The 13,310-nt window shown below is 61.2% G+C and carries 13 protein-coding genes; 10 read left to right on the forward strand and 3 right to left on the reverse strand.

The genetic code is table 11. The features are described 5' to 3' along the window. The first annotated feature begins 20 nt into the window (after positions 1–20). From U1872_RS18475 to U1872_RS18515, 9 genes are all read left to right on the forward strand, one after another. Positions 21–2,120 carry a conjugal transfer protein TraG gene (locus U1872_RS18475; RefSeq protein ID WP_332794394.1) on the forward strand — a complete coding sequence of 700 codons (2,100 nt, stop codon included), beginning with the start codon at positions 21–23 and terminating at the stop codon, positions 2,118–2,120. After that, positions 2,117–2,527: a ribbon-helix-helix protein, CopG family gene (locus tag U1872_RS18480; RefSeq protein WP_332794395.1), complete on the forward strand. Its 411-nt coding sequence runs from the start codon at positions 2,117–2,119 to the stop codon at positions 2,525–2,527. The genes U1872_RS18475 and U1872_RS18480 overlap by 4 nt, the downstream gene beginning before the upstream one ends. 301 nt (positions 2,528–2,828) lie before the next feature. Further along, positions 2,829–3,578, forward strand: a complete 750-nt coding sequence (locus tag U1872_RS18485; RefSeq protein ID WP_332794396.1) for a helix-turn-helix transcriptional regulator — start codon at positions 2,829–2,831, stop codon at positions 3,576–3,578. Positions 3,579–3,679: 101 nt separating this feature from the next. Next, a complete protein-coding gene (locus U1872_RS18490; RefSeq protein WP_332794397.1) occupies positions 3,680–4,300 on the forward strand; it encodes an acyl-homoserine-lactone synthase in 621 nt (206 codons plus the stop codon). Further along, on the forward strand, positions 4,297–5,163 hold the full coding sequence (locus tag U1872_RS18495) for a phytanoyl-CoA dioxygenase family protein (RefSeq protein WP_332794398.1): 867 nt from the start codon (positions 4,297–4,299) through the stop codon (positions 5,161–5,163). Before U1872_RS18490 ends, U1872_RS18495 begins: the two co-directional genes overlap by 4 nt. Further along, a complete protein-coding gene (locus U1872_RS18500; RefSeq protein ID WP_332794399.1) occupies positions 5,160–5,768 on the forward strand; it encodes a GntR family transcriptional regulator in 609 nt (202 codons plus the stop codon). Before U1872_RS18495 ends, U1872_RS18500 begins: the two co-directional genes overlap by 4 nt. A gap of 8 nt (positions 5,769–5,776) precedes the next feature. Next, the gene (locus U1872_RS18505) at positions 5,777–6,007 is read left to right on the forward strand and encodes an EexN family lipoprotein (RefSeq protein WP_332794400.1); all 231 of its coding nucleotides are present in this window, start codon (positions 5,777–5,779) and stop codon (positions 6,005–6,007) included. Between the two features lie 367 nt (positions 6,008–6,374). Beyond that, complete coding sequence (locus tag U1872_RS18510) at positions 6,375–6,815, forward strand: type II toxin-antitoxin system VapC family toxin (protein WP_332794401.1); 441 nt, start codon at positions 6,375–6,377, stop codon at positions 6,813–6,815. A gap of 14 nt (positions 6,816–6,829) precedes the next feature. Next, positions 6,830–7,765, forward strand: coding sequence for a nucleotidyltransferase and HEPN domain-containing protein (locus tag U1872_RS18515; RefSeq protein ID WP_332794402.1), 936 nt, complete (start codon positions 6,830–6,832; stop codon positions 7,763–7,765). A gap of 552 nt (positions 7,766–8,317) precedes the next feature. On the opposite strand, the gene U1872_RS18520 is transcribed toward U1872_RS18515, so the two are convergent. Both U1872_RS18520 and U1872_RS18525 read right to left on the reverse strand, forming a co-directional pair. Next, positions 8,318–8,533, reverse strand: coding sequence for a DUF6771 family protein (locus tag U1872_RS18520; RefSeq protein ID WP_332794403.1), 216 nt, complete (start codon positions 8,531–8,533; stop codon positions 8,318–8,320). Between the two features lie 214 nt (positions 8,534–8,747). Continuing rightward, a complete protein-coding gene (locus tag U1872_RS18525) occupies positions 8,748–8,888 on the reverse strand; it encodes a hypothetical protein (RefSeq protein WP_332794404.1) in 141 nt (46 codons plus the stop codon). A 325-nt stretch (positions 8,889–9,213) separates the two neighbouring features. On the opposite strand from U1872_RS18525, the gene U1872_RS18530 reads away from it, so the two are divergent. Next, on the forward strand, positions 9,214–11,022 hold the full coding sequence (locus tag U1872_RS18530) for a diguanylate cyclase (RefSeq protein WP_332794405.1): 1,809 nt from the start codon (positions 9,214–9,216) through the stop codon (positions 11,020–11,022). A 447-nt stretch (positions 11,023–11,469) separates the two neighbouring features. Here the strand turns inward: U1872_RS18530 and U1872_RS18535 are convergent, their stop codons facing one another. Beyond that, positions 11,470–12,939, reverse strand: coding sequence for a serine hydrolase (locus U1872_RS18535; protein ID WP_332794406.1), 1,470 nt, complete (start codon positions 12,937–12,939; stop codon positions 11,470–11,472). Positions 12,940–13,310: the final 371 nt, after the last annotated feature.

Here is a 13,310-nt window from a genome sequence, read left to right on the forward strand (position 1 = left end):
TCAAGCCGGAGGCCCATCCGATGAATGCCACCAGGATCCTGTGGGGTCAGGTCTGCGCCGTTTTCGCCATCGTCCTCGTGGCGATCTGGACCGCGACGCAGTGGACCGCGCACGCGCTCGCCTACCAGCCCGAACTGGGGCGTCCCTGGTTCCGGCTCGCAGGTTTACCGGTCTATCCGCCGCCGGCCTTCTTCTGGTGGTGGTTCAGCTTCGACGCCTATGCACCGCAGGTCTTCGCGGTCGGGGGCTATATCGCCGCGTCCGGGGGACTGCTGTCGGTCGTGGTCGCGATCGCCATGTCGGTCTGGCGCGCGCGCGAAGCGAAGAAGGCCGAGACCTTCGGCTCGGCGCGCTGGGCGACGCCCCGCGAGATCGCCCGCGCCGGCATGCTGAGCGAGGACGGTGTGGTGCTCGGCTGCCATGGTGCGCACTATCTGCGTCATGATGGTCCGGAGCATGTCCTGTGCTTCGCGCCGACCCGCTCGGGCAAGGGCGTCGGCCTGGTCGTGCCCACGTTGCTGACCTGGCCAGGCTCGGTGATCGTCCACGACATCAAGGGCGAGAATTGGCAGCTGACCGGCGGCTTTCGTGCCGCCCATGGCCGCGTCCTGCTGTTCGATCCGACCAACCCGGCGTCGGATGCCTACAACCCGCTGCTCGAGGTCCGCAAAGGCGAGTGGGAGGTGCGCGACGTCCAGAACGTGGCGGATGTGTTGGTCGATCCCGAGGGAAGCCTCGAGAAGCGCAACCATTGGGAAAAAACCAGCCACGCCTTGCTGGTCGGCGCGATCCTCCATGTGCTCTATGCCGAAGCCGACAAGACGCTCGCCGGCGTCGCTGCCTTCCTCTCGGATCCGCGCCGGCCGATCGAGTCGACGCTGCGCGCGATGATGACCACGCCGCATCTGGGCGACGCCGGCGTCCATCCCGTCGTTGCCTCTGCCGCGCGCGAACTGCTCAACAAGGCGGAGAACGAACGCTCGGGCGTGCTGTCGACCGCGATGTCGTTCCTGGGGCTGTACCGTGATCCCGTGGTGGCGCGGGTCACGCGCGCCTGCGACTGGCGGATCGGCGAACTGGTGAGCGGCACCGCGCCGGTCTCGCTCTATCTGGTGGTGCCGCCGAGCGACATCAGCCGGACCAAGCCGCTGATCCGGCTGATCCTCAACCAGATCGGGCGGCGCCTGACCGAGGAATTGAACGTCACGCAGCGACCGCATCGCCTGCTGCTCATGCTCGACGAATTTCCAGCACTCGGGCGGCTCGACTTCTTCGAATCCGCGCTCGCCTTCATGGCGGGATACGGCATCAAGGCGTTCCTGATCGCGCAGAGCCTCAATCAGATCGAGAAGGCGTACGGGCAGAACAATGCGATCCTCGACAATTGCCATGTTCGCGTCGCGTTTGCGACCAACGACGAGCGCACCGCCAAGCGCATCTCGGACGCGCTCGGGACGGCGACCGAGATGCGCGCCATGAAAAACTATGCCGGGCACCGGCTCAGTCCGTGGCTCGGGCATCTGATGGTCTCGCGCAGCGAGGCCGCCCGGCCGCTCCTGACCCCCGGCGAGATCATGCAGCTGCCAGCGCAGCAGGAGATCGTGATGAGCGCCGGTGTTCCGCCGATCCGTGCCGTGAAGGCACGCTATTATGCCGATGCCCGCTTCACTGCGCGGCTCCTGCCACCACCGGCGACGGCGGTGCGCGATGCTGCGCGCCGGCCAGCGGATGACTGGACCGTGCTGGCGCCGGTCGCCGCGCCAGAGCCACCTGCCGCGCCGGCAGCATCGTCGCCGCCAGGGCCGCCGGTCCCGGCAGCGCTGCCCACACCGGCGGCCGCGGTGCCAACGGAGACCGCCGATCCGCAATCCGCCTCGGACAGCGCTACCTCCGATATCGAGGCACGCGATACCGCCAATGCCGGCATCCGCCGCGAACCCGAACTGGGCGAGCATGAAGAGGTCGTGCCGGAGCCGCCCCGCGCACCCGTGAACGAGTTCGCGTTCGACACTGATGAACCCGAGGCGATAGCCGCGCGGAAACGGCGCGGGATCGAGCGCGCGATGGCGCGCACTGCGCGTGCGGCCGCGCTCGATCCGGACGATGGTGTGACGCTATGACCGCCACCCGCGAAAAGAGCAGCTTCCGGTTGCCGCCCGACCTGGTGCGCCAGCTCGACGGGTTCGCCAGGGCCAAGAAGGTCTCACGCACCGCGGTCGTCGAGGCGGCGCTCGCATCCTATCTGTCGCCCGACGGTGCCGATCGGCTCGAGGCGGCCGTCAGCCGGCGTCTCGACCGGGTCACCAGGCAAGTCGAACGGCTGGCCTTGCACGTGGACCTGTCGAACGAGGCGCTCTCCCTGTTCGTCCGCTCCTGGCTCAGCAATACAGCCCCACTTCCCGAAAGCGCGGTGAAGGCGGCGCAGGCGATGGGTGCGGAGCGCTGGGAGCGCTTCGTCAGCACACTGTTCGATCGCATGGAATCGGGGGTTCGACTGGCGCAGGAGGTCGGCCTCGACGTCGGATAGAGATCGCGGTGAGCCCTGCTTTGCTGCGTTGCAAACCAATACAGGACATTTTAAAACCGAGACCGGCGCGGAGTTTAGCGACCACCATCTTGTGTATGCCAAGAAAGGAGGTCTGCCATGCGCGCATTGCATGACCATTCCCCGTGACGGCTCGGCAACCCCATGATCGGCAGGTGATTTGCCGAGCGTCCTCCAGACTCTGTTGAACGCCGCTTCGGGCAGATGGGAACTGCCTATATCGGCATTTTAGGCGATCGCACCGACACAGGCTCGGAAAATGTGCCGGCGGTCGAACGAAGTCATGCGCACCCTTATCGACGAACTGGTTCTCAAGGTCTCCAATGCCGGATCCGAAACGAACCTTGCCGACGCCATGGCGTACGTCACGCGCCAGCTGGAATTCGATCACTTCGCACTATCGTATCAGCACCATGGCCTAAGCTCTACCGAGACGGATTTTCTCCTTCACGACTATCCCGCGCCGTGGGCGCAGACCTATGTCGAGTTCGATCTTGCCGGCAACGATCCGATCCGACGTGCCTGCGAACGCAGCATGATGGGGTTCCTCTGGTGCGAGCTCGACGATCTCGTGCCGATGAGCCCCGGCGACCGACGCATGCTCTCGGTCGGCAGGGCCAACGGGATCGGCGATGGCTATACGGTGCCGCGCCACCTTCCCGGATACGCGAGCGGCTCATGCACCTTCGCGTTGCGACCAGACCGGGTCATGCCGCGGCCGATGTTGCCTGTCGCCGAGATCGTCGGCGCCTTTGCGCTCACCACTGCCAGACGTCTGGCAGGCGAGTCGCCAATCATCGCCCGGCCAGTCCTTTCCCCGCGGCAGCGCGAATGCGTCCTGTGGTCGGCGCGCGGCAAGACGGCCGCCGACATCGCCACGATCCTGAGCATCGGCGAAGACACGGTCATCCAGCACCTTCGAACTGCGCGCGAGCGCTACGATGTCCACTCGCGCAACGCGCTCATTCTATGCGCCTTGTTCGACGGCCTTATCAGTTTCGCCGACATCCGGCGCTGGTGGTATTTCCACTGAGTCTGCGTCGCCCGCGCCCGGACATCCCCCTTTCTTGGGATGCCGGGCGTTCGTGAAAAGTGATCCTTGGGCGCCACCTCAAATGTAAGCTGGAGCCATCAATGACCGACCTTCTGGACCGGGCGCCGCGTGCGCTCGGCGACGCTTCCCTGCGGGCAATGTTCGCGGCCCGCAAACAGGTGTTCGTCGACTTGCTGAAGTGGGATTTGCCAGTGCTCGCCGGCGAATATGAACTCGACCAGTTCGACGATCCCGATGCCGAATATCTGATCCTGCTCGACGCCTCCGGACGGCACCGGGCGTCCGCGCGATTGCTGAAGACCGATCGACCGCATTTGCTCGGCGACCTGTATCCGTTTCTTTGCGCCGGCGAGGTCCCGGCGGGCCCCACGACCCGCGAGATCACTCGCTTCTGCCTCGATCGTCATCAGTCCTCGGCCGATCGGCGGTCGGCCCGCAACCAGCTCGTCACCGCTTTGGTCGACCATGCGTTGCGCGAGCGGATCACCGATTACACCGGCGTCGCCGAACTCGGCTGGTTTGCGCAAGTGCTCGGCTTCGGCTGGCGCTGCGCGCCGCTTGGCCGGGCGTTCGAGCAATCTGGACGGCCGCTCGCCGCCCTTCACATCCAGATCGACGATAGGTCGATCGACGGGCTCCGCCGCACGGGTGTGTACGCGCCGCTTACCCTCCGGCTCGCGCAAGAGGAGCTGGCAGCGTGACCGCCGTCACAACCGCCGACTGGGTCGAGCAACTGCACCACCAGGGATATTGCATCATCCCGGACGCCGTGCCGGCGCGATCGATCGCCGCGCTGGACGCTGATCTGGACCCGGTCTTCGCTGCGACGCCGTTTGGCCAGGGGCGTTTTTACGGCTTTCGCACAAAGCGGTTCGGCAGCCTGCTCCGCAGCTCGCTCCACTGCGAAGCGCTGGTGCTCCATCCGACCATTCTCGCGGTGGCCCAATCCGTCCTCGGGGAGGCGTGCGACCGCATCCAGCTGAATGTCGCGCAGGCCATCGAAATTCATCCCGGCGAGCCCCGTCAATTCCCGCATCGCGACCACGACATGTGGCCGGGCGCCAAGGGCGCGCATGAATATCTGCTCAACGTCATCTGGCCGCTGGATCGTTTCACCGACAAAAACGGCGCGACCGAAATCTATCCGTTCAGCCACGGCGTGGCCGGTATGGCGAAGGAGGACGTCGGCGAGCCGATCGTCGCCGCCTGCGATCCAGGGTCGGCGATCTGCTTTCTCGGGTCGACCGCGCACGGCGCGGGCGCCAACCGCAGCAGCGGCGTGCGCCGCGCGATCGTCATCGGCTACAGCCTAGGCTGGCTGAAGCCCTATGAAAATCTCTGGTTGGCCTATCCGCCGGAGGTGGCGCGCACCTTCTCGCACGAGCTTGCGCAACTCGCCGGCTACGTCCAGCACCGGCCGAACCTCGGCAATTACGAGGGGCAATGTCCCTCGATCCTGCTGCAGGACGAAGTGCCAGCGTACATTGGTGCAGTCGACGCACTGCGACCGGATCAAGAGGCGATACTTGCCGGTTTCCGCGACGTCGGCGGTGCCAGCGTATGAGCCCCGCTCATGTCCTCGAGCCGACCTACAACGCGATCAAGCACCGGCTGCTCGTCGGACATTGGCCGCCTGGGTTCCGGCTCGAGGCCGCGCGCCTCGCAGCGGACATCGGGGTGAGCATCACGCCGATCCGCGATAGCCTCAATCATCTTGCGGGTGAGCGGCTGGTCGAGCTGATGCCCGGCGAAGGGTTTCGGGTGCCGACGCTGAACGCGGCGGATCTGCGCGATCTCTTGAATCTCAATCAGCTGCTTCTGCTCGCAGCGATCGAGGAAAGTGATGTTCCTGTAACGGGATCGGCAGATGCCATAGCCATGCCGGACTTGGCTTCGGCAACCGCATCGCTGTTCCTGACTATCGCGAGTGCTTCCGGAAACGGCGAGATCACCGTGATGGTGCAGTCCCTCAACGATCGCCTTCACCCCTTCCGCCAGCTCGATGAAGCGGTGCTGGCGGACGCGGCAATCGAACTGGAGACGCTGCGCGCTTCCTTCTCGTTGCGCACGTCCCGCAGCAACGCCCGCAATCTGCTGCTTCGCTATCACGACGTCCGCAAGCTCGGAGCCGACCGCTACATCAAACTGTTGACTAGGGGGCGATCATGAGAGCCAACATGCTCGCCCTGCTGCTCGCCCTGCTGCTCGCCACGGCGGGATTGCTTGCGGGTTGCGCCAAGCCTCAACCGCGTTCGGTGCGCTATTTTGCGGCCCATCTCGACGAGGCGAACGGCGTTGCGAGCGATTGTCGCACCGGCGCCGTGCGGGGCGAAGAATGCCAGAACGCGGATACCACGCTGGAGGCGGATATTGCCGCGAAGCGGTTCAAGCATTTCCGCGGCAACTGAGCTCCGCCAAGGAGAAACGCCAGCCAGAGTATCAGCGCGCCAACGACATCGAAAGGGAACGACAATGCGTGCTTGCCGTCCGTGCATGCACCGTAGTATGTTGGATACCTAGGAGAACGCGCATGGCCAGCACGGGCAGACGTCAGCAACCGCCGATTACGATCCGCTCCGCGCGCGCCGTCGAGTTGTTGCGCACCTTAGTGGGCCCTGGCCGCAGTCAGGCCGAAGTGATCGAGCAAGCGCTTGAGCAGATGGCCGGCCGTCGCCCCTCACTCGCAGCGCTGCTCACACCTAAGGAGCCCATAGATGTCGACTGGGAGCCACCGCGATCCAGTCTGACACACCGGGATGCAGGGTTCGCGGACTGATGTATTTGCTCGATACCAATGTCGTGTCCGAAAGCAGGAAGCTTGGGTCTGCCCGCGCCGACCCGCAGGTTGTCGCGTGGATGTCGGCCGCCGATCCGGCCTCCACGTACCTGTGCACGATCACTCTGTTTGAACTGGAATATGGCACGCTGCTCATGGAGCGGCGCGACCCCGTGCAAGGGGCTATGCTGCGTCGCTGGCTCGGCGAAACCGTTCTGCCAGCCTTCCACGGTCGGATCCTCTCGATGTCGGCCGAAGTGGCAACGCGGTGCGCGCGTTTGCATGTGCCGGATCCGCGCAGCGAGCGGGACAGCTGGATTGCAGCGACCGCGCTGGTCCATGACCTGACGGTTGTCACCCGAAACGTCGCTGATTTCGTTCACACCGGCGTCAACCTTATCAATCCCTGGGGCGTGTCGGACGCGCCCAGCCGTCCGTAACCAGGATATTGCCCATGCGCAGCGAACTGGATCATCTCCCCCCGCAGAAGCGTCGCGAGCTCGAGCGCGTCGTCCAGATCATATTCGAGGAATTCGACGACGCGCTCGCGCTGGCCAATCACCCATGGAAGAAGCGCGGGCGCATCGAGAAGGTCATCCTCTACGGCAGCTATGCGCGCGGGGGATGGGTCGACGAGCCGCATACCGCGAAGGGCTATCAGTCCGATTTTGACCTGCTGATCATCGTCAACGACAAGCGGCTGACCGATCGGATCGACTATTGGTCCAAGCTTGAGGACCACCTCAACCGCGAGCTGGCGATCACCAAGACGCTCAAGACGCCGGTCAATTTCATCGTTCACACGTTGCAGGAGGTAAATGACGGGCTAGCCCATGGTCGCTATTTCTTCATGGACGTGCGGCGTGACGGGATCGCGCTTTACCAGGCTGTTGACGACGAATTGCACGAGCCCAAGCCCAAAACACCCGAGCAGGCGCTCGCAATGGCACATGAGTATTTCGACGAATGGTTTCCTGCGGCGATGAAGCGCTTTGATATCGCGAAGTATGATATCGAGAAGGGCTATCTCAAGGATGCTGCGTTCGACATGCATCAGGCGGCCGAGCGGCTGTATCACTGCGTTTTATTAGTTGTGACCTTCTACACGCCTCACGTGCACAATCTCGGCTTTTTGCGGACGCAGGCGGAGCGCCTGGATCGCCATCTTATCGAAGCCTGGCCCCGCGAGAGTCGCTCGGAACGCGCAATTTTCGAGAAGCTGAAAGAAGCTTACGTTAAAGCGCGTTATTCGAAGCACTATAAAATTACTGTCGAAGAACTCGAATGGATCGCAGCGCGTGTAGAACAACTCGGGCAAGTCGTTCTCTTGATTTGTAATGCTCGAATCACGCAACTCAGACAGGAACCGGATCCCCAGCGCGCCGGATGACGACGGTCGAATAAAGCCAATTTTGCGCTGGGTTGACCCTGGATCCGACATTCGCGGCGCGTTGGTGATTCTCAACTTCTGGCATTCGTTAATTTGGTCTCGGGTCTGGCTTCGGACCAAACCGCTTATCGGCTGAATTGCGAACGTTGATGGGTTCGTGCTGGTTCGTTCAGGTCGGCGACAAACGAACGCTGGTCGATTTTCGCTCGAGAGCTTTTATGCCCGGCAGCTGCCTTCCTCATTTATCCACGCAAGCGTTTTAGAAGCGCAACCCAAGCCTCTTCCGACCTCGGCCGTCGCTGGCTTGAAGGTCCGTATGGAGCGTGGAAAGTGACGGTGCATCGCTCAGGCCGGGCAAAGCACCTGCTGCATCTGAGATGGCCTCCAACGGACGCGAGGCCGAAGTCCCAACGGTGGACCATAAACCATCGGTAGAGCGGCTCTCCGGCAATAATGGACTGATTGTAGCAGTGGAAATGACATCGCGCGTGGATGTTGGCCTTTTGAGAGACGACATCACCAAGCGAGTGGAACCTGATATTTGCGCCCACGTCACAGCGAAAGATCGAGCTGGTCAGGATGTGACCGACCGCGTTCGCCCGCGATCTTGTCGAAGATCGACTGTGCGATGAATTCTGCGGCGCTTAATCGCATCCGCTCATCAGGCGCCGATAGACCTACGCGAACCCAGCCGGGAAGCGTTAGGACGGTTGCCGCGAGGTCGTCGGGCGTGACAACCGGTTCGGATTGATGATCGAAGCGAGCCATGCTCGCATTAGAACAAATGAAGAACATATCCGCAAGCCGATTCGCTGCGAGGCGATCAACGGACCGCAGATAGGACCGCAATCCTCACGACCGCTTCCTGGCCGGTACGACCCAGATCCAGATATTAGCCAAGCATTTTTGGCTTCCCAACTGCGGACATCTGTTCATCGGGAATTGATGGCCGGTTTCGGGGCGGTCGATCGTCGGTCGTTGGTTAAGCTGCCATTCCCGAAGCAGCGAGGGTCATCTCACCGACGCCATTGACAGCCATCTCCAGAAAAAAAAGCAGCACGAAACGCTGTGAGGTCAGCGTAATGGTCTCCTTGCGGAGCCTGAACGCGATGATGCTTGTCATATCAATGAATCCCGACCCTAGCGCGGACGCTGCCGGCCAAAGCCATCCGCGCTGGGTGTTTGGGCATTGGGCATGGGTTATTTTATCCCAGACTCTCGAACGCGGCGATTGACCAAGATCCGAATCCTATGGGGCAACGGCTATGTAACGGATGGCAAAACGTCTCCCCCCTTTGGCGGATAGAAGCCGCGTATCTCGTGCGGGTGACGGTTGAGCCGGGACATGGCAAGCCGATTTCGCTCCGTGCAAACATGACTGGCACAGAACGCTCGAAGCTCGGTGTCACCTTTACTGCATCTGAAGGTCTACGTGATAATTCCGCCAAATGCGGTTGGCGACGATCACGAACTGGGCTTACGGAATCACCGTTACCCTGACGCTTGCCTCGGGCGCAACAATGCTCGCAGCTTCTCACGCGCAAGACGACGAGCGGGCTGCCGTCGAGCAGCGATATCGCCTTGATAAGATCACATCGACCCTTGACGAGGATGCCACCCAACTGAGTGAGCTTGCTCGTCAGTTCGCGCTTAGCGGCAACACGGCGGACAAGCTCGCTTATTCACGCGAGCAAAACACGCTCGGAAAAATTGAAAGTCGCACAACGAACATCCGGGATGCTGGCGCTTCAGAAGGGGAATTGGCCGATCTCCATGGGGCCCTTAAGTGGACGGACGCCTTGCGGCCGCAGCAACAGGCCGCGATCGTCGCCCGCCAGACGGGTGATCGGGCACGCGCAGTCGAAATACTATTCTCTACCGAATACGAGCGCGAGCTTGATCGCGTTCAGGCGGCTATCAGATCCTTTCAGGATCACGTCGACGAGCGAACGAGCGCGACGTTGCAGGTTGCGACGAGCTCCGCCAAACTGTTGCAAGGTGCAGCCGAGGTCATGCTCAGCGTCACGGCGCTCCTTTTCCTCTGTGTTTTGTTTTTTGTATTCCGACAGCGCGTCCTTCGTCCCGTCGTTAAACTGAGCGATGTCGTCACGCGTTTGGCCGCACACGATTACGAAGCCGTCCCGCCCAATATCTCCCAGGTCGACGAGATAGGCGACATGGCAGAGGCCCTGCGCATCTTCCGCGCCACCGGCATCGAACGCCAGCGCCTCGAGCGGGAGCGGGATGCGGATCGTGCAATGCGAGACCTTATGTCGCGTATGACGCAGCGTATGCAGAGCTGCGACAGCATTGACGATCTGAAGGACGTGGCGCGGCGCTTCTTGCCGGAGATCGCGCCACGGCTCGCTGGCTGTCTCTATTTTCTCGATACTGCCAAGGATGCGATGGTCGAGGCGGTGTCGTGGCAGGATCCACGCCATTCCACCGACGAATTTTCGTTGCTTTCGTGCTGGGCCATCCGCCGCGGGACCGCGCACCGGCCCGCCGGAGATCAGATCGACGTACCGTGCGGCCACCTCGACGCGAGCGACGGCACCCGCCTGCCGGACACCATTTGCTTGCCACTCACCGGTCAGCAAGGCACGCTTGGTCTTCTATATCTCGAGCCATTACCGGGCGGCGCCTTGTCCGAACTGCCGGACATCTACCTGGAAATGCTCGCCGAGAATATCGGGTTGTCGCTGGACAATCTGCGGTTGCGCGAAGCGCTGCACGCCATGGCGATGGCAGATGCGCTAACTACGCTCGCCAACCGCCGTCAGCTGGATGCGGTCCTTGAAGCCGAACTCGACCGATCGGCCCGTTCGCAGACGGAAATTAGCTGCATCATGGCCGACATCGACCATTTTAAACGGTTTAACGACGAGGTCGGCCACGAAGCCGGCGATGCAGTCCTTCGGGCGGTCGGCGGCCTCCTGAAGGGCTTGGTCCGCGAGTCTGATTTGGTGTTCCGCTATGGGGGCGAAGAGTTTTTGCTTCTCCTTCCCGGTGTCGCTGCCGAGGAGGCTGTCGGCCGGGCTGAGAAGATTCGATCAGAGGTTTCGGCACTGCGTGTCCAGCATCGCGGAAACGATCTTGGAGCGGTGACGATATCCCTTGGCGTTTCGACAGCGCCGGCACCAAACGAGCGCGCAAAATTGGTTCAAGCCGCCGATGCCGCGCTGCTACGGGCTAAACGGCAGGGGCGTGATCGCGTGGTGAGCAGCGGCCCCCGCGTTGAGCAAAAGTTTGTCTAACCCACCTCGACCAGCCACAACAGAAGCACTGCGCCGTATTGCTGATAGACAATCGGGGAAGCGTTGACCCAGAATCCGACATTCAGGAACCCCTCGACGCTGCTCGAAAGCTGCCTTCCATTCATGTTCCGACTTTGGATTGGATTGGCCGCTAGCCCACTGGCGAGTTTCAAGGACGGAATCAGCATTTCCGCCGTTCGGACCTAACGGAACGATCGGCAAAGAGCAGCAGCAGCAACCAAATCCGTTCGACAATCTTGATCATGACGTCTTCCGGAACAGCCCGCATCGTCACACAGGCCCCTGTGCATTATTCGGACACAGATTCGCGGTAGCTTGGATCTCCGAGTCCGGAAAGCACGGCCCCGCAGCTCTTACTACGGCCCTCTAAACGGACCGCTGAGAGACGATGGCTTCCGCAACCAAGTTAAAACCGTCGGCCCGTCTTCATTCGTTACGCAACTTTTGAAGATGTTCTACTGCATTGCTGTTTCCGGGATTGATTTGAAGCGAGTGGGTATAATTCTCGATTGCATCCGTTAGATTTCCAGTGTCTTCGAGGATTTCGGCCAGACTGTCGTAGGCATTCCAACTCTTGGCAAAGAGTAGGGTGTTTAGCCGCAAAATCGCTACAGCCTGAACAGGTTTATGTTGTTCTAATAGCTTGTATCCCCAGGCGTTCAGCTCGTCCTCCTTCGGCCGGAACGAAGGGTTTTGAGCTTTGAGATTGGCCGCGACCTGGGGCGCGTGCTCAAATCCCTGGTCCAGCAATGCGGCCCGCAGCGTCTTGAGCGTCGGAGAGAGGCCGAACCCGTTGAATTCATGCATGTCCGGAATGTAGTAGGCGGCGACCTCGTCGGCGAAGTTCTCAGGATTTGCGCCTTGGAGGTTAGTCAGGATGACAACGGACAGATCGTCTTTTGGATAGACGAAAAAGGTCGAGCGCATCCCGCCGATCGGCCCCGCCGCAGGATGATCTGCCCGAGTCGTCACCGGCCAACCCAACCCAGATCCGTTCAGCAGCGCGCTCATACCGCCCGTCGTGCCGTCGTTCAGGACGGCCGATCTCCATAGCGCATCAAGGCTCGACTTATCTTTTAGAAGCTTGCCAGACTGAAGCGCCACCAGCCAGTTCGCAATGTCGCTCGACGTCGACAATATCCCCGCTGCTGTCCGGAAATACGGGGCAAAAGAGACGTATATTGCCGAGAGCTTGTCACGCTTCTTCCAAACGCCATCGACGTTCTGAAGGTAGGAATAGCCGCCTGCCGAATGTGGGACAACGTCGGAAGAATCGCCGAACCGGGTGTGGACCATTCCGGAGGGCTTGAATTGCCGTTCCTCAATGAATTTGGCGAAGGGCTCGCCGCTCAGCTTGTCGATGATCTTACCGATAATGACGTAGCCGGTCTGGTTGTAGCGGAAGCGTTCGCCAGTCTTGAATTCCATGGGAAGCGTCTTGACGGTAGCCCACGCAGAAGCTTCGCTGCCATCTCCGATCAGGTTTTCCTTGTTATCGATGATGTTCGGCAGCCCGGAAACATGCGCGAGCACCTGCTTAATTGTGATTGCCCTCCAGGCCTGCGGCAAATCGTCGAGGTACTTTGATATCGGGTCATCTAATTTAAGTTTGCCTGCCTCTACCAGTTGCATGATCGCGACACCCGTAAATGCCTTGGTGCATGAGTTGATTGAGAAGATGCTCTCCTGCGAGGCGGACACCCCGTTCTCAACGTTGGCGATCCCATAGGTAGCAGTCTTGATGACTCTGCCGTGACGGATGACGGCAACCTGCAGCGCCGGGATTTGCTCCTGGCGCATCTTCTGTTTGAGGAAGATATCCAAGTCGTTCTCAGCGGACTGAGCATGCGCCGGAAGCGCCAGGAACAGGCTGAAGAGGAGCATCAAGCGTTTCATATTGCGGGCATCTCGTCCTAGGGAGGACGCCCTCTTTCCCGTGACTTTGCCAAAGAGCAATAGCTCATTCCATGGCTGGACGGGTTCCACATTCGCCCGCGCTACAGAGTTCCAAGATTTTGGCTTTGACACCAATTTCCTTGGTTGTTGCTCAAGATGCGGATCAAGCCATCAATCATGACCCAAACCCCGCCATTCCCCGCGCTCATTCGCCTACCCAACTTCCGACGTTCATTCAGCTTTCAATATGGCGCGGTCCTGACCGCCGACCTAATTCTGCGTCCGGTCGTCGCGGCACAGATGCAGTGAGCGCGTTGGCCATCAAAGGTATTGATAAATCCCAGATATCCGGACGACCAACACGCTATTGG

Source organism: Parasphingomonas frigoris, assembly GCF_036663815.1.
In the GTDB taxonomy this organism is placed as follows: domain Bacteria; phylum Pseudomonadota; class Alphaproteobacteria; order Sphingomonadales; family Sphingomonadaceae; genus Sphingomonas.